At 61.6% G+C, this 14,312-nt stretch carries 21 protein-coding genes and 1 pseudogene; 11 read left to right on the top strand and 11 right to left on the bottom strand.

From position 1 onward, the window contains the following. The first annotated feature begins 96 nt into the window (after positions 1-96). Positions 97-810, top strand: coding sequence for a Crp/Fnr family transcriptional regulator (locus M729_RS0117345; protein WP_027162343.1), 714 nt, complete (start codon positions 97-99; stop codon positions 808-810). On the opposite strand, the gene M729_RS01000000135400 is transcribed toward M729_RS0117345, so the two are convergent. From M729_RS01000000135400 to M729_RS0117395, 9 genes are all read right to left on the bottom strand, one after another. Next, on the bottom strand, positions 807-1,046 hold the full coding sequence (locus M729_RS01000000135400; RefSeq protein ID WP_032808714.1) for a hypothetical protein: 240 nt from the start codon (positions 1,044-1,046) through the stop codon (positions 807-809). The genes M729_RS0117345 and M729_RS01000000135400 overlap by 4 nt on opposite strands. A gap of 150 nt (positions 1,047-1,196) precedes the next feature. Then, positions 1,197-1,973, bottom strand: coding sequence for a phage head morphogenesis protein (locus tag M729_RS0117355; RefSeq protein ID WP_245267592.1), 777 nt, complete (start codon positions 1,971-1,973; stop codon positions 1,197-1,199). A 123-nt stretch (positions 1,974-2,096) separates the two neighbouring features. Next, on the bottom strand, positions 2,097-2,282 hold the full coding sequence (locus tag M729_RS0117360; RefSeq protein ID WP_027162345.1) for a hypothetical protein: 186 nt from the start codon (positions 2,280-2,282) through the stop codon (positions 2,097-2,099). Further along, complete coding sequence (locus M729_RS0117365) at positions 2,279-3,802, bottom strand: DUF1073 domain-containing protein (protein ID WP_027162346.1); 1,524 nt, start codon at positions 3,800-3,802, stop codon at positions 2,279-2,281. Before M729_RS0117365 ends, M729_RS0117360 begins: the two co-directional genes overlap by 4 nt. Positions 3,803-3,846: 44 nt before the next feature. Next, positions 3,847-5,340 (bottom strand): phage terminase large subunit, encoded by a 1,494-nt coding sequence (terL, locus tag M729_RS01000000135405; RefSeq protein WP_084652664.1) that lies wholly within the window; start codon positions 5,338-5,340, stop codon positions 3,847-3,849. A gap of 3 nt (positions 5,341-5,343) precedes the next feature. After that, positions 5,344-6,198 (bottom strand): helix-turn-helix domain-containing protein, encoded by an 855-nt coding sequence (locus M729_RS1000000136585; protein WP_198032108.1) that lies wholly within the window; start codon positions 6,196-6,198, stop codon positions 5,344-5,346. A gap of 44 nt (positions 6,199-6,242) precedes the next feature. Continuing rightward, positions 6,243-6,392 carry a hypothetical protein gene (locus M729_RS1000000138425; protein ID WP_156949307.1) on the bottom strand — a complete coding sequence of 50 codons (150 nt, stop codon included), beginning with the start codon at positions 6,390-6,392 and terminating at the stop codon, positions 6,243-6,245. Beyond that, on the bottom strand, positions 6,382-7,122 hold the full coding sequence (locus M729_RS1000000136590; RefSeq protein WP_050596290.1) for a ParB/RepB/Spo0J family partition protein: 741 nt from the start codon (positions 7,120-7,122) through the stop codon (positions 6,382-6,384). Before M729_RS1000000136590 ends, M729_RS1000000138425 begins: the two co-directional genes overlap by 11 nt. Continuing rightward, complete coding sequence (locus M729_RS0117395; RefSeq protein ID WP_027162349.1) at positions 7,100-8,413, bottom strand: hypothetical protein; 1,314 nt, start codon at positions 8,411-8,413, stop codon at positions 7,100-7,102. Before M729_RS0117395 ends, M729_RS1000000136590 begins: the two co-directional genes overlap by 23 nt. 99 nt (positions 8,414-8,512) lie before the next feature. Between M729_RS0117395 and M729_RS0117400 the strand changes: the two genes are divergently transcribed. The 3 genes from M729_RS0117400 to M729_RS0117410 all read left to right on the top strand — a co-directional run bounded on the left by M729_RS0117400 (position 8,513) and on the right by M729_RS0117410 (position 9,499). Then, positions 8,513-8,761, top strand: a complete 249-nt coding sequence (locus M729_RS0117400; protein WP_027162350.1) for a hypothetical protein — start codon at positions 8,513-8,515, stop codon at positions 8,759-8,761. A 127-nt stretch (positions 8,762-8,888) separates the two neighbouring features. Beyond that, on the top strand, positions 8,889-9,245 hold the full coding sequence (locus M729_RS0117405; protein ID WP_027162351.1) for a hypothetical protein: 357 nt from the start codon (positions 8,889-8,891) through the stop codon (positions 9,243-9,245). Continuing rightward, positions 9,245-9,499 carry a hypothetical protein gene (locus tag M729_RS0117410; RefSeq protein WP_027162352.1) on the top strand — a complete coding sequence of 85 codons (255 nt, stop codon included), beginning with the start codon at positions 9,245-9,247 and terminating at the stop codon, positions 9,497-9,499. The genes M729_RS0117405 and M729_RS0117410 overlap by 1 nt, the downstream gene beginning before the upstream one ends. A gap of 58 nt (positions 9,500-9,557) precedes the next feature. On the opposite strand, the gene M729_RS1000000139300 is transcribed toward M729_RS0117410, so the two are convergent. Next, positions 9,558-9,878 carry a hypothetical protein gene (locus M729_RS1000000139300; RefSeq protein WP_050596291.1) on the bottom strand — a complete coding sequence of 107 codons (321 nt, stop codon included), beginning with the start codon at positions 9,876-9,878 and terminating at the stop codon, positions 9,558-9,560. Between the two features lie 119 nt (positions 9,879-9,997). Here M729_RS1000000139300 and M729_RS1000000139705 point away from each other — a divergent pair, with 119 nt between their 5' ends. From M729_RS1000000139705 to M729_RS0117440, 6 genes are all read left to right on the top strand, one after another. After that, complete coding sequence (locus M729_RS1000000139705; RefSeq protein WP_280940170.1) at positions 9,998-10,129, top strand: hypothetical protein; 132 nt, start codon at positions 9,998-10,000, stop codon at positions 10,127-10,129. Positions 10,130-10,132: 3 nt separating this feature from the next. Further along, complete coding sequence (locus M729_RS01000000135425; protein WP_198032109.1) at positions 10,133-10,732, top strand: DNA N-6-adenine-methyltransferase; 600 nt, start codon at positions 10,133-10,135, stop codon at positions 10,730-10,732. Further along, positions 10,729-10,944: a hypothetical protein gene (locus M729_RS0117425; protein ID WP_027162353.1), complete on the top strand. Its 216-nt coding sequence runs from the start codon at positions 10,729-10,731 to the stop codon at positions 10,942-10,944. Before M729_RS01000000135425 ends, M729_RS0117425 begins: the two co-directional genes overlap by 4 nt. Further along, positions 10,941-11,798 carry a hypothetical protein gene (locus M729_RS0117430; RefSeq protein WP_027162354.1) on the top strand — a complete coding sequence of 286 codons (858 nt, stop codon included), beginning with the start codon at positions 10,941-10,943 and terminating at the stop codon, positions 11,796-11,798. The genes M729_RS0117425 and M729_RS0117430 overlap by 4 nt, the downstream gene beginning before the upstream one ends. Before the next feature lie 260 nt (positions 11,799-12,058). Beyond that, positions 12,059-12,493, top strand: a complete 435-nt coding sequence (locus tag M729_RS1000000138430; protein WP_156949308.1) for a hypothetical protein — start codon at positions 12,059-12,061, stop codon at positions 12,491-12,493. Positions 12,494-12,627: 134 nt separating this feature from the next. After that, the gene (locus tag M729_RS0117440) at positions 12,628-12,930 is read left to right on the top strand and encodes a hypothetical protein (protein WP_156949309.1); all 303 of its coding nucleotides are present in this window, start codon (positions 12,628-12,630) and stop codon (positions 12,928-12,930) included. Between the two features lie 727 nt (positions 12,931-13,657). Here M729_RS0117440 and M729_RS0117445 read toward each other — a convergent pair. Next, on the bottom strand, positions 13,658-13,846 hold the full coding sequence (locus M729_RS0117445; protein ID WP_027162357.1) for a DUF3606 domain-containing protein: 189 nt from the start codon (positions 13,844-13,846) through the stop codon (positions 13,658-13,660). A gap of 135 nt (positions 13,847-13,981) precedes the next feature. Between M729_RS0117445 and M729_RS0117450 the strand changes: the two are divergent. Beyond that, a pseudogene (locus M729_RS0117450) lies at positions 13,982-14,312 on the top strand (hypothetical protein); the annotation flags it as partial.

The raw sequence follows: 14,312 nt of genomic DNA on the forward strand, positions 1-14,312 counted from the left end.
GCCAGCAGCACCTATATGTGGCTTATCGTTCGCACGTTTTCACGGGCGTGAACGGCTGGGAGATCACAGAGCTCTTGCCCCATGGAGGGTGGAGACATGTCTAATCAGCCAAATATCACCTATCGCAATGCCTTGTTGAAACGGCTTTCTCGCGCAGACCTGGACTTATTAGAGCCGCATCTGAAGCGGGTGGTTTTGCCATTGCGGGCCCCGCTTGAGACGGCGAAGTCTCTCATCGAACACGTCTATTTTCTCGAAAGCGGCATAGCGTCGGTCGTTGCTAAGATACCGAAGGGCCGCGATACCGAAGTGGGCCTGATAGGTCTGGAAGGCATGACCGGCGCGCTGTTGGTGCTTGGCGGCGATCGTGCCGCACATGATACCTACATGCAGATTGCCGGAGATGCGTTCCAAGTGCCTGCGTCAGCGTTATCGGCAGCCATGTTGGAAAGCACAACGCTTAAGGCCCTGCTGCTTCTGTATGTACAAACGCTCTTCATTCAGACCAGCTACACCGCGCTGGTGAATGCCCGATCGAAATTGGATGAACGCTTGGCCCGGTGGCTGCTGATGTGCCAGGACAGGGTAAGGAGTGACAGATTTGCGATCACCCATGAGTTCATGTCTGTTATGCTCGGTGTGCGGCGACCTGGGGTGACCGTCGCCATCCAGGAACTTGAGGGCAGAGGACTGATCAGGGCAAACCGGGGTGAGATCCTTATCCGCGATCGCGATGGCCTGTTTCAGATCGCCGATGGCACCTATAGCGAGCCGGAGCATGAATATGATCGGCTGCTCGGTAAAATTTAGCCATGGTCGGCGGCAGCGGCGAAGGTGACTGTCGCGACAACCGTCCCGTTATCGAGTGCGACCTCATACGCGGCATCGCGTATCAAAGGTTTCCCGGCGCGCAATTCCTCAGCCATTAGCTCCTTGGCCGCCCAAATCGCCTCCCGAACAGCGCTTTCCTCGTCAGGGAGCTCGCTACCCTCCGGATCAAGGCGCCGTTGTCCGGCTAGGACGAGGTGCAGGAAAAAGCGTGGCAACCGGTGTCTCCGCCAGCGGCAGTCCGGCCGCTATAGGGATGTAGGCTTGCAAATAGTTTCTGCAATCGTACCAACGGCCGCCTTTGCCGTCGACAGAGTATGCGGGCTGATCCTGTCGTACATGGGCGAGCGCCTGCTGATTGAGTTCAACTAAGAAAACCCTTTGATAACCGGCTTGCCGACGCATCGGCAGCCGGGCTCCTCGCCAGGCCGGATGAAGCGCTTAAGCGCCGGGTCGTACCAGCCAGTCGAAATCTTGTAGCGGACCTTCTCGCGGCCAGCCTGGACGTGTGTGGGGCGAGGTTCTTTCCCGCCGCCACTGTGGTGCCACTCGGCTTCGTCGATGCCGAGTTCGAGCTGGCGCGCCGTGTTGAAGACCGACGTCGCCTTGTTGTTCTGATCGAGCGCGATGAACGCTGCCCGGCGCCTGGTGATCCCCGAGTAGCGCTCCAGCTCCGCGACCAGGCCGGCAAGGTCTCGGCCGGTCTGCACCGACCGCATGACAGCGCCTTCGACCTGGTCGAAATACTGCGACGGAATCGACTTGATCAGCGCCACATTGGCGTGGATCGTGGCGTCGACAACGTCGCGCATCGCGGCCGTCATCCTGAATTCGACCGAGATGCCGCCATCGCGCAGGATCTTGCGGAGAGCAGCGCTCGACCGTTTCTCGACCGAGAGCGCGAAGTAGTCGCCCAGCTGATCCGATGCGATATCGAAGCGCTTGGTCCACTGCGCGGCAAGCTTGCGGATCGATCGGCGCAGCGCATCCGCTGGCGTCTCGTCCTGCGCCATTCGAGGCGTATTGGCCCGGTAGGAGGCTCGGAGCCAGTAGACCACGCTATCGCTCATGGCGTCGATCAGGCGCGTCAGGCGGCCCCGGTAGGCCGCTTCAATCCCGACGTTTGGCCGGACCGGGCGCAGCACCTTTTCGTTGCGCTTGGCCGTCCGTCGGCTTTGGAGGCTGGACATCACGATCCCTCAGCGTCTCGGCGATCTCGTGATCGTCGGGCGTCTGTGCTTTGATGATTTCCCAGAGGTTGAGCGTGATCAAGCGGTGCCGGTGATGTCCGTGTCGGGAGCTGCACTATCTGCCGGCTCCTCGGCATTGGCAACACCGGCCTCCAGGACAAACCGTTCCAGGTTGAGAACGGTTTCCACGATGGTCTCGGGATAGAAGCCCTCGCGCCCCACCATCTCCAGCAGACGAAGCCGGATTTCCCGTCTCTCGTTCATGCCGCTTCCTCTTGGTTGCCGGAGCCGCCCTTGACGACAAGGCCGTCCTCTTCCTCTTCGAGGAGGTCGGGCATGTCGTCGACGTCGATCGACGAGAAATCGGAGTCCGGATCGGCGGCGACGCGCTTGCGCGATTCCTCCGGAGAGATCACGCCGGTATCGATCAGGATCTGGTCGCGCTCTGCCTTGGTCTTTTCGACGTCGGCCGCTTCCTTTTCGTCGGTCTCTTCGAGCTTTTCGAACTCGAAGTCGATGCCGTCGTCAGGCGCGCCCCAGAGCGAGATCATCACCAGGCCAAGCAGGCGATGCAGCGGCTGGCGAAACAGGTGCTCCTGGAACGAGTGCACATAGTCGTTGAACGAGCGCATCTCGCCCTCGGACGAGGCGTTGAGGCCGGCCGGCTGGGTGCCGAGCAGCTTGACCAGCGGAATGTGGCTGACCGATGCCATGTGCTCCTGCGCCTGCGCCTGGAGCATATCGAGGCCGGAGAGCGACGCGGAGACGTTCTGGAACTCCTCCGTCTCCTTGTCGATCAGCATCAGGCCTTTGTTGGACCGGAGCAGGTTGAACAGCTCGGCCCGCTTGAAAATCTGGTCGCCGTCGGCCTGGAGCGATTCCCCCAGGTTGGTGCTGAGCACGAACACCGTGAAGGCACTGATGATGTCGTTCACCGACTGGCGGGTCTCCAGCCAGTTGTCGACATAGGGTTTGACCATCTGCGACAGCGACAGGCCGCCGAACGAATAGGTCGGCTTCAACAGGTCGGGCACTTCGCGGCCGATGAAGGTGATCAGCCGCGTGGTGTGAACGATCTTGGCCTGCACATACCAGCTGTCGGGCCGGTACCAGTTGTCCTTGAGAGGATCGTTCGAGTTGTAGGACGTGGGATAGCACCACACCGCCTCGACGGTGCGCAGCGCCTCGATCGGCTTCTTGGCGAACTTGGCGATGCTGAGCTTGTCCCAGCCCGTGCCGATCGGCTTTTGCAGCTCGTCCGGATTATCGGTGTCGCCGGTGTCGATGTAGATGTGACCGCGGCCGAAGAAGCCATCCTGCTCGGCGGCGCGGCAGAACAGGTCGCGCACGTTGAGGCGTTTGAATTCGGCCTCCAGCTCCTTGATCTTCTCGGTCTTGTCGTCGCCGTCATTGGCGGTGAAGCGGACCCACTTGCGCGTCATCTCGCTGGCGATGGTTTCAGCGATGACACGGTATTCCGGACGCTGCGCCAGCTCCGAGAGGTAGGCATAGCCCAGGAAGGTGATGCCCTCGGTGAGGTAGCCGTTCTGCGCAAAGCCGTTGGCCCATGTCTGGACGCCGCCGATGGCGCTGTCCATCGCGAGGCCCTTGCCCTCCGGCACAACTCCGGCCGGATGCTGCGGCACCGAGAACACCTGCACCTGCTGGGCAGGCGCGGCCTTCTGCGCGCGGATCGCCGCCAACATGGCATCCGAGATGCGTGCAGGCCTGCGCGCGCCAGGTGGCGTCGCGCTCGGTTGCGGCGCTGGTGCTGCTTCGGCCACGGGCTTGCGCCAGAGGCCGCGCGCTGCGCGGAGAGCCTTCCTGATCATCGCGGCGCCGGCTGGGAGGCGCGGCGAAGCACGTCGTCGCTGATCACCATGGCCCCCTTGATGTTGAGCAGCCTCGTAAAGGCTCCGGAAGATGCGTCGACCTGGTCCATGAGTTTACCGGCCGGGAAGATGCAGAGTTCGTCGAGATAGAGTTCGTTCCATTCGCCTTCGACGATGAAGACGTTGCCGTATTCGCACTGAGCCGAGAACGGCTCGGCGCGCGTGATCTTGTCGCCGGTTTCACCCTCGGCATGGACACGGTAGCCGGCGAGGTCAGAGACATAGTCCTGAACCTGCGACTTGCCGGCCTGCCCGGGATCCTGCGGCAGGCTGATGTTGACCGTCTTGCCGTCGATCGCCGCCTGCGCCTTGATGGTCTTGCGAACCGATTTGCCCTCCTCGCGAAGGGTGACGACATGGCCGACGTAGTAGTGACCGTCGAGATCGCGGCCGAGCTTGACGCCGGCGGTGCGTGCGCCAGTGCCGCCTCGAGTGCCGGCCAAGTCCCAATGGCGGACCCAGACCGTACCTCTTGGCGCTTGCCTGACGAACTTGCCATCGAACCAGGAGCGCTTGAACATGCCGCCTTCGCGAGGCGCGGGGCGCTGCTGGAACTGCCCCGCCGAGGCGTAGCTGCCCATGATCTTCTTGTCGCGCTCGACGACGTGGGGCGGGAAGCGCTCGGGAAACAGCAATTCGCCGTCGACCTTGCGAGGATCCTCGAACCCGATCGAGGTGTAGCATTTGCGCTCGGGCTCAAACTCCATCGGCAGCATGAGGTGCTCATAGCCGTAGTCGTGGGCCAGGATGACGCCCGAAGGGTCATCCTCGTGCAGCCGCTGCATGATGACGATGATCGCCGACGAATCGGGATTGTTGAGACGCGTCGGCAGCGCCTCATGGAACGTGTCGTTCGCGGTCTGGCGCTCGACTGGTGACTTGGCCTGCGCGACCGAAAGCGGATCGTCGAGGAGGACGCGATCACCGCGAGAGCCCGTCATCGAGTTGAACGCCATCGCCTCGCGGAAGCCGGTCTTGTCGTTCTCGAATTTGGTCTTGGTGTTCTGGTCTCCGATCATGGAGAACTGATCGCCCCAGCGATCTCGATACCATTTGGACGTGACCAAACGTCGTGTTTTGACGTTGTCGCGGATCGCCAGCGAGTCCTTGTAGGACGTCCCCATGAACCGCAAATGCGGCATGGCGCGCGGTCCCCACTCCCACGACGGGAAGAAGACGCCCGACAGCAACGATTTCATGGTGCCCGGAGGCACGTTCATGAGCAGCCGCAAAATCTCGCCGAGTGTCACCGCCTCGAGATGGTCGCAGATGGCATCGATGTGCCAGCCGTGCTTGTAGGGTTGCCCGGGCTCCAGCACATGCCAAGCCCGCTTGACGAACTCGGCGAGCGAGCGAGCGCATGCTCGCCGATCCAGCTCAATCCGGATTTCCTCCGGTGTTGGCGGGATGACGCCTGATATGCGCGCCATGGCTCACTTTCCGCCGGCTGTGCTCTCCCGCTTTTCTGCGGCGCGCAGCAGGATTTCCAGTTCCTCGTCTGACATGTTGGCGAGATCGGGCTTTTGCCGCGTCTCCACCGGACCGCCGTTCTTGCCTGTCTGCTCGATGCGGCGCACATAGCCCCGGTCCTTGCCTTTCAGCTCCAGGTACCAGCGCACGGTCTGCAAATCGCCAGAGCGAAGCGCGATCACCACCTGCCCCTCGGCGACGTCGAGCAGCTCGTCGGCAATCTCGGAATCGGCCTCCTGGATTTCAGGATGCTCGTTCAGGAAGGCGTAGAGCGTGGTGCGCCCGACGTTCAGCCGCTCGGCCGCGACGGTCTTGATGCCACCGCACTGGCGCAGCATCGCAATGACGCGCGGCACGTCGCGGGCTGTCAGCTTCGGCGAGGCGCCGCCCTTGCTGGGCTCATCCGGCTTCGCCTGTGGTGCCGGCTCAGGCTTGGGAGAAGGCTGGGCAGCAGGCTTCGGCTCAACAGGGGGCTTTGGCTTGCTGGCCGGTTTCTTCTTGCCCCGCGTCGGCTTTTTTTTCGGACCGGCTTCGGGCTTCGCTTTGGCCGGTGCAGCCTTGCGCTTCGCGGTCGGCTTTGATGCCGTCACGCTCGACTTGGTCTTGATCACCGGACGGCTCGCGCGTGTGAGTGTTCGGAATGTTCGGGGTGGCTCTTTTTTTTTGCCACCCATCCCGCAACCCATGGACATCATGCCGCGAGCCGAACCGAATGCGATTGCACTGGACAAATCAGGCTGCAAAGCCTTGGCGGGCTTGGCGTTGGTCAACCTGCGCAATTCGGCAAACTGACCCACAATGCTTGCAGCTGCGACCATGCTAACCACCGACACTGCGTTACACACACACGAGTGCATGCCGATCACACGAACAGGACGCGTGCGAGACACACGAGGAAGCCGAACGCGAACATCGCGCCGACGATGATTGCGGGCATCGCGAAAGCGGGCGCGGCCGGCGTTGCGGCGGGCTCGGAGAACGCGCCGCGCAGATTGGGAAGCTCATGCCGCATCAGGTTTGTCCTCCGCTTCGGCTTCGAGTTGATCGAGCCGCTCGCCGGCAAGGCGCGCCATGGCTGCGAGAGCAATGCCCGAGTTGACGATGTTGAGCCCCTGCTTGGTGCGCACGATGGTGTCGAAGAAGTCGTCGAACCTCGACTGCGGGGCGGCATGGATGCGGAAGCGCTTCGCCCTCTTGGCGATGGCGTCCATCTCGACCTCGAACTGCACGCGGTCCTCGGGGAGGAAGGCGAACAGCAGCTCGTCGTATTTGATGTTGGCGCCGCCGAGTGCAGCAGCGCCTGGTCCCTTGTCGCCCGACAGCACGCTGTCATCAAGACCGGAAAACTTCTTCGCATCGATGTCGAGCGAGGCGTACAGCTGGGCCAGCAGCGACTGGTCGTCTTCGCCGTTGATCGAGTTGTGGCTGAGCTGGATCGCCACCTTGCGCTTTTCGCTCAAATGCGAGGTGATGACGAGCGCGTCGACCAGCGGCAAGCCGGCCTCAATCGCGGCGGCGGTGCGGTGATGTCCCGACAGGATCTCGAGAGAGCCGTCCTTGTCCTGGCACACCAGGACCGTTGTGGTCAGTCGGCCGTCGATTTTGACGTTCTCGACAAGGCGCTTGAACATGGCGGGAGCCATGTAGTGCGCGTTCTTCTCGCGACGCCGGAGCGCCTTCGGGTCAACCTGCCGCGCCTCGACATCGAGGGACTTCCAGTCAACGGTTGAAGTGCTTGCCATACCACCACTCGAACGCTTGTTGCGGCGTCTCATCGATGCGGGCGCCGACGTAGTGCAGTCTGAATTTGCCTTCCGGCCCGTCGATCTCTTCGCGCTTGGTCTGCTCGAAGATGCCGCGATATTTCATCGAGACCGGATGGTCCGAGAAAGCTGACGTCTGCACCTTGTTGAAGCGGTCGATGAAGCGCTTCCCCAGGTCGCGCAGGATCTCGCCATTGCAGGCGAGCCTGGTGACAAGCTTCGACAGCCTGCCCTCACGCGAGATCGAGAAATCCGACAGCAGGTACATCGACTGGCGTGCGAATTTGTCGAGGTTGTAGATCAGGCCGCCGACCAGCATGTCATCGACGCGCACCAGGTAGTTCACCATGCCGGGCGTGTGGGTGATGCCCTTTTTCAGGTAGACGTCCTTGAGGAACGTCATCTGGGCGGCATCGGCCCGAGCGATCGTCACCACCGAATCCGGCTTGATCTTCTCGACGTCGATCGGCTTGTAGCGGAAGGGTGCTGACCGCGGCACCAGCTGCAGGAAGGACGACTTGCCCGTCGACACGTAGCAGTAGTGCGGGTGGCCCCGGCCGGAGACGAATTCCAGCTCCGGTTTCAGATCGTCGTAAATCTGGTCCGAGAGGATGCAGTAAGGCACGCCCGCCAGCCGCACGCGCTCGATGAGACCGCGCAGCGCCTTGGGGTCGAACAGCTCATAACGGGGAGCGTCCCATTTGATGTTCTCGGCCAGAAATTCGAACATCTTTTCGTAGCCGCCCTTGTAGAACGGCGGATAGGAGAAGATGGCGGCCTTCCGGTCGATCGCCTCGTCCAGGTGCTCGATCCAGTCGCGCGGCGAATAGCTCTTGATCGGTATCATCCCCGGCAGCTTGCGGACCTTTTCCAAGGTGCGCTCGACATAGCCGGCGAAGTTCGCGACCAGGTGGTTGCGGTGGCTGGTCTTGTAGACGTTGGCCTTGCCACCAGCGAAGCGGCCGAGATTGAAGGCGACGGCCAGCGCTGCGAGGCGCTGATCAGGTTCCCTGAAATCGAACTCGTTCACGAAGTCGAGCGCGCCGTGGAATTCGTAGTCGATCGGCTTGCCCAGCACATAGCCGGCAATCGCCGAGGAGTAGAGGCTGACGTCGTTGGAGTGCATCTCGACGCCGGGGAAAGTGGCCAGCGTGATCTGCTCGAACCGGAACGTCCCGGAGCAGCAGTTGTAGACCCTGCCCCACTTGTCGACCTCGGAGACGCGAAGGATTTGCGCGATGCATTCCTTCGGCACAACACCCTGAAACATACGCTCGAAACCCCGATTTTTCTCTTGCAATAGGGGTGTAACCGCATAAGTTCACTTGTAACCAAATTGGTTACACCACTTCTGCGAAGGACACCCGCCATGAGCTTGGTCGCAATCACCGAAGGGCTTCACAAGAAATCCGGTTTCACCGGACCTCGCCTCCAGGCGGTCACGTTCGCGACCGCGCTCGTCATGGCCGATTATGCGGGCTCCGAGCATCAGGACTATTTTCGCCGCCGCTTCCGCGAGACCTTGGAAACGCTGGATGGCGAAGGCGTCAGCGACGTAGTCGGCTTCATCGCCGGTCAGCTCGGCATCAAGCCAGCACCGGTTGAAAACGCCTTCTGATTTGGGGGAGCAGCCCGACGCGCACGAGAGAATCAGGCTGCTTGTTTTTTGCCTCGCCCCCCCGGCTTCTGTCAAGAGACTTTCTGCAACCACTTTGACACCACCCCTACCACGGAGACCAAAGACCATGGCCAGCTACCTATCGCCAACCGGGAGCCCGATCACCGGCACCCTGGAGCGCCTTACAGGGCGTGCGCACCTCCTCGATATCGATCCGGAGACCGGCGAGCCCGAACACTCGGGCGGCACCGAAATCTTCTGGAACGATCAGGAGACCGCCAAACGCGGCGGGAAAATCGTGTTCCTCGACGAGGAGGGCGACGAGTGGACTTTCGACCAGCTCGTCCGCGAAGACGTGGATGAGGAGGAAGACGACGGTTGCCCCAAGCGCGATCCCGAATGCCTCGGCAACAATGGCGACTGCCACGATGCCTGCGTGTCTCCCGCATGTTTGGACATGACCAAACAGAGCGAGGCCGCGTGATGATCCGCTATCTCGTCACATGGGAGATCGACTACGAGGGCGAAGGCGATGCCGAAGCCGCCGCCCGCTGGGCGTGGGAAATCCTGCGCAAGCCGCACTCCACCGCCAACGTTTTCACGATGATCGACGAAGCCGGGAACGAGACCAAGCTCGACCTGGCCGAGATCGACGAAGAGCGGCTTGAGACTTCCATCGGCAGCGTCGGCGACGTGCTGCGCAGACTGGCCGGGGAGCCCGTCGATGCCCATCGGTAGTCATCATTCCGCTGCCGAAAAACCGTCGCACAAGTGCACCCGGTGTCCGGAGACCGATCTATCCAAATTTGGTCTCAAATCCGGCAGGATGCGTGCAACGTGCCGCACATGCACCAATGCAGAAAACGCGGCCTCTCGAAAGCGCGTAAGAGAAGCCGATCCAGAAGCCTACCAACAGCGCAACAGCCGCTGGTGCAAGGAAGCGCGGCGCCGGCTTGGTGAGCGGGCTGCTGTCACATACCGCAAGGAAAGACTCAAAACCAAATACGGTATGACGCTCGCTGACTTCGACACTCTCCTGCTGAAGCAGAATGGCGTTTGCGCAATCTGCGAGGGTGAAAAGGGAAAAGGTCGCCATTGGCATATCGATCATGACCATGCGACCGGGGCCGTCCGGGGAATCCTTTGCAATCGCTGCAACACCGGTCTCGGATCATTCCGAGACGATGTGCGTAGTCTCATGCGAGCGGCTGCTTACCTTGGCGGGGGCAGAACAGCATGACAATAGGATCGCATCACAGCGCGCGAGCCGGCACCGACGTCTGGCTGACACCTCCCGCGATCCTGGCCGCGCTCGGCGGTGCCGAAAGCTTCGACCTCGATCCCTGCGCGCCGCTCGATCGGCCGTGAGTCATGGCGCGCCAGCACTACACCATAGCCGACAACGGTCTGGCCCGGTCCTGGCACGGTCGCGTGTGGCTGAACCCGCCTTACTCGAACAACGTGATCGGCCGCTGGATGGGCCGTATGGCCGAACACGGCCGCGGGATCGCGCTGATCTTCGCTCGCACCGAAACCCAGGTGTTTCATGAGAGCGTCTGGCGCGCCGCCGATGCGCTGCTGTTCATGGAAGGGCGGCTGCATTTCCACGACGCCGGCGGGACACGAGCCAAGGCGAACGCCGGCGCGCCGTCGGTGTTTTGTGCCTATGGCGCAGATGACGCTGACCACCTTGCCGCCAGCGGCATTCCCGGCGCGTTCGTGCCGCTGCGGCTGCGCTCGCTCATTTTCGGCTTTGCCGCCGTCGGCTCGTGGGTCGACGAGGTGTTGAAGGTGATGCAGCGCGCCGGCGACGCCGTGCGGCTCGACGATCTCTACCGCGAGATGGCGACCAGCCCGAAGGCCGACCGCAATCCGAACTGGAAGGCGAAGGTCCGCCAGACCCTCCAGCGCGGCCCATTCGAGGCGCTCGGCGACGGCGTCTGGCAGGTAGCAGAGGGGCGGCTGCTATGAGCCCCGACGAGAAAAAGGCGGTGATCGCCGCGTTCGTCGCACTCAAGATGCTGCATGACAACGCCCCGACGCCAGCTTTCAAGCGTGTAGCCGCCCGAGGCGCCGGAAACTGCCTGCATGCGCTTGGAATCCCCGAATTCGGTGGAATCGCCGCCGAGCCGCCAGAGGGCGCGATCGTGGAAATCGGACCGGGCCAAAGGATGCTGCCATGAAACAGGCAAAGGCGAAGAAGGAACCGAAGAAGTTCGCATGGCAGCTCGAGGCCGAGGCGATGCGCCGCGAGCAGGACGAGATCGTCGCCATGCTGCGCAACGGTCCCGATGACTATCTGGTGTCGATCGCCCGGGAAGCGCTCTGCGGCTACCACGCGGCGATGATTGCTTGCGACAAGCCGGCGCGTCAGCCCTACGCGATGGTGATCGATGCCTGCGTTGAGACGCTTTACCGCATCACCGAATATGGCGGGCAAGCGCACCGGCCCGACGGTAGCGGTCACTCCTGGCCGGCGAAGGGCCGCTCCCGCTTCGACTGCTGGAACACGGCATCGGTGTGGCTCGGCCGGCAGCTCGCCGCGCCCGATGGTGAAATCCCCATGCACGGCCAGCCCGGTCGGTTCATGCTCATGATCCACGGCTGCAGGACCGACGTCGAGTATCCCGGCTTGCTTGCCGGGCCGGGGCTCCACGGCAAGGTGATCGACCTGGACAAGCCGTTCTTCAGCGAGACCGGCTTCCGGTCCTTCACGACTGGCGGGCTGTCGCACGAACGCTGGTTCGTCGAGGAGCCGCTGGACGTGGGCGAGATGCTGACGATCCTCATGGAGGAATCGCTGCTCAGCGAAAACGGCAAGCGGCAGGCGAAGCCGAAGTTGCACGACGCCCCATTCGGTTGGAGCCACTGGACCGGGAAGGTCCGCCATCCCCCATCAGACGAAAACCTTCGCGAGGAGCGGCACAAGGATCGCGCCTACCAGCCCGGCGGCTTCATCCACTCATTGCCGGGCCTCACGCCTATCGGAATCGCCAGCCGAGTTGAGAAGACCGGCCAACTCGCTTTCGCATTTTGAGGAACACGATGAACCGCTCACCGAGCGCCATCGTACAATTTGCCACTCGACGGCGGCCGAAGCTGCCATCCAGCTTCAACGGCGCGCCGGGCCGCCTTAGGCCAGCTCCCGGGCCTTTTTGTGCATTAGCGGAACCGGATATGTCGAGGCTGGTTTGAAAAGCGGCAGCGTCCCCCGCTGCCGGTCGAGGCCCCCAAGCCTCGGCCGGGTCCGCCTCTGCCCGCCAGTAGGGGCGGACCCACTGGAACATAGATCCGAAAATGAAGTTTGGATCGCGCTCGGTTCCCCTGGCCGAGCAGATCACCGGAAGGCCCGTCACTGCTTCCCTCAGTGGCGGGCTTTTTTCAATGGAAGGTTGGCCGGAGAAAGGTCATGTCGCGGTTCTCGGCTACCTCTACCTCTACCCTGAACTGCTGGATTTCGTTGCCTTTGGCATCGCAGACCTTGCATCTCAGTTCGAGGCGCGAACCAGCCCCAGAACGCGCCAGCTCCTCAAGGATCTCGGTCAGCGCATCGGTGTCGTGAAGGTCGAAGAAATAGCGAGCCATTGGGCAAAAATCGTAAAAGCCGGAATGGTTGCTGTACGGTTTTTACCAAGGCAACGACGCCAAGTCGGTTCACTGGATCAGTGGAACAAAACCGCGCTGTCGAAATTCGGTCGTCGCACTGTTCCCATTCAGTGCTTTCCCCCATGAGAACTGCCCGCTGGCCTGACGGCTGGCGGGCTTTTTTGCGCCATGTTCCGGGAGACGCTCAGACCCTATTCGCTGGAACCGCCGCTTCAATACGAAGTTAGGTGCCCGAGGGACATTCAAACATGGAGTTGAACATGAAACAGCTACTCTTCGCGTCCGCCATTGTGGCACTGTCAACTGGGTTGGCCTTTGCCCAATCGAGCAACACCACCGGTACTGGCGGGTCATCCACGACGACAACCAAGTCCATGCCGAGCACTACGACCGATCAGGGCACTGATTCGACCACCACGAGTGGAACGAACTCGAACTCCGCCAAGGACTGCGCTCCGGGTCAGCAGACCGGCAGCGCCAAGCAGGCCGCGCCTGGCCAGCAGGATACGAACGCCAATTCCGCAGCTCCTGGCCAGGTTAAAAAGACGACCGAAGGTTGCTGACGCGCCGGCGGAACCACCTCGCTCGTCCCGAGATGGGACACAGCGGTCGATTCTCAGGATGTAGCCGCTCAGAAAAAGGCCCGTCGTGCTAGGCCAGCACGGCGGGCTTTCCCGTAGGACTAAAGGCTTGGATGTGAGATCCAAAGGTCCGGTCTGTGCTAATTGGTTCTCGGCTTGTCTGGCGGCTGTTCTATTACATTAGCAATTCAATATATATGTTTGAGGTGCCGCAATGTTGTATCGTTATGAACCATTGAGCTTGGCACTTACTTTGCATCGCAAATATTAGCAGGGGAAAACCAACACCCCGGCAAGTCCCGCTATCCCTAGGGACGGCCCGCCGTTGCCGTGAATGGGGCGGCGGGCTTCTTGCTCTACCTTGAAAACCAGTGAGGGTGAGCCCGCCGCCTATTGGGGCGCCGACGGCGGACCCTGTTCAAGCGGCTACATCCTTTGGAATCGACCGCTCAGAGGGTCAATGTGCCACCTGAGGGTGAGTTCCATATATTTGAGGCAGTGGCAGCGCGGATATCCGCAACACCCGCGACATAGGCCATCAGGCGTAGTTGTAGCAACGCCAGTGTACCGGTAGCATATCAAGCCTGGACATTAGGCCCACCCTCGTGTCCAGCTCTGGTCGGCACGGTCACTCAACCCGTTTTTGGTCTGCCTGATCGTGCCGCCTACTGCCCAGCCAGTGATCGGTGGTCCAAGGTCTGATAGCCGGTCATCGACCGCCCAGAGCTTTCGCTTCGCGCTCCAGCGTCTCACGGTCGTTGCCGTGCTTTTTGATAAGTTCCCGCACTTCAGGGATGGTAAGCTGGAACTTGCTGGCAAAATAGCCGACCTCATATTCCTCGTCGCCCGATACCCGGTCCCGGTCTCGAAAATCACGCTTGTTTTTGTCGTCTGGCATGGTCGTTCCTCCAGAGAGAAGAACAGCGAAAGTGGCGCCGGGTTCCACATAGGGGAGGCCACCAACCGCCCCGGTGCGTTCCTTTGCAACCATTTTAGCTTAATCTAATTTAACTCGGTCAGTCCGAGTTCGCGTATGTTGAAGTTCATCCGGCCAATGTTCCCCACGCTTGTCGAGGTGCCGCCGACAGGGGACAACTGGATTCACGAAATCAAGTACGATGGCTACCGGACGCAAATCATAATCGAGGACGGCACGGCCCGAGCGATCACCCGAAGGGGCTACGACTGGTCATTGACGTACAAGACGATAGTCGAGGCGGCGGCAACCCTTTCCCCCAAGTCGGCAATCATCGACGGCGAGGCAATCGTCCTCAACGGGAAGGGCGTGTCGGATTTCCANTCGCTGCGGTCCGCGATGCGATGGGCGCCGGATCGGATTATCTTCGTCGCCTTCGATCTACTGC

This window comes from Mesorhizobium sp. WSM1293 (assembly GCF_000513875.1).
GTDB classification, from domain to species: domain Bacteria; phylum Pseudomonadota; class Alphaproteobacteria; order Rhizobiales; family Rhizobiaceae; genus Mesorhizobium; species Mesorhizobium ciceri.

Excerpts from the sequence above, each read along its gene's own strand:
- M729_RS0117345 (WP_027162343.1), top strand. The coding sequence starts at position 97 with ATGTCTAATCAGCCAAATATCACCTATCGCAATGCCTTGTTGAAACGG.
- M729_RS0117360 (WP_027162345.1), bottom strand. The coding sequence starts at position 2,282 with ATGAACGAGAGACGGGAAATCCGGCTTCGTCTGCTGGAGATGGTGGGG.
- terL (WP_084652664.1), bottom strand. The coding sequence starts at position 5,340 with ATGGCGCGCATATCAGGCGTCATCCCGCCAACACCGGAGGAAATCCGG.
- M729_RS1000000136585 (WP_198032108.1), bottom strand. The coding sequence starts at position 6,198 with ATGGTCGCAGCTGCAAGCATTGTGGGTCAGTTTGCCGAATTGCGCAGG.
- M729_RS1000000138425 (WP_156949307.1), bottom strand. The coding sequence starts at position 6,392 with ATGCGGCATGAGCTTCCCAATCTGCGCGGCGCGTTCTCCGAGCCCGCC.
- M729_RS1000000136590 (WP_050596290.1), bottom strand. The coding sequence starts at position 7,122 with ATGGCAAGCACTTCAACCGTTGACTGGAAGTCCCTCGATGTCGAGGCG.
- M729_RS0117395 (WP_027162349.1), bottom strand. The coding sequence starts at position 8,413 with ATGTTTCAGGGTGTTGTGCCGAAGGAATGCATCGCGCAAATCCTTCGC.
- M729_RS0117400 (WP_027162350.1), top strand. The coding sequence starts at position 8,513 with ATGAGCTTGGTCGCAATCACCGAAGGGCTTCACAAGAAATCCGGTTTC.
- M729_RS0117405 (WP_027162351.1), top strand. The coding sequence starts at position 8,889 with ATGGCCAGCTACCTATCGCCAACCGGGAGCCCGATCACCGGCACCCTG.
- M729_RS0117410 (WP_027162352.1), top strand. The coding sequence starts at position 9,245 with ATGATCCGCTATCTCGTCACATGGGAGATCGACTACGAGGGCGAAGGC.
- M729_RS1000000139300 (WP_050596291.1), bottom strand. The coding sequence starts at position 9,878 with ATGGTCATGATCGATATGCCAATGGCGACCTTTTCCCTTTTCACCCTC.
- M729_RS1000000139705 (WP_280940170.1), top strand. The coding sequence starts at position 9,998 with ATGACAATAGGATCGCATCACAGCGCGCGAGCCGGCACCGACGTCTGG.
- M729_RS01000000135425 (WP_198032109.1), top strand. The coding sequence starts at position 10,133 with ATGGCGCGCCAGCACTACACCATAGCCGACAACGGTCTGGCCCGGTCC.
- M729_RS0117425 (WP_027162353.1), top strand. The coding sequence starts at position 10,729 with ATGAGCCCCGACGAGAAAAAGGCGGTGATCGCCGCGTTCGTCGCACTC.
- M729_RS0117430 (WP_027162354.1), top strand. The coding sequence starts at position 10,941 with ATGAAACAGGCAAAGGCGAAGAAGGAACCGAAGAAGTTCGCATGGCAG.
- M729_RS1000000138430 (WP_156949308.1), top strand. The coding sequence starts at position 12,059 with ATGAAGTTTGGATCGCGCTCGGTTCCCCTGGCCGAGCAGATCACCGGA.
- M729_RS0117440 (WP_156949309.1), top strand. The coding sequence starts at position 12,628 with ATGAAACAGCTACTCTTCGCGTCCGCCATTGTGGCACTGTCAACTGGG.
- M729_RS0117445 (WP_027162357.1), bottom strand. The coding sequence starts at position 13,846 with ATGCCAGACGACAAAAACAAGCGTGATTTTCGAGACCGGGACCGGGTA.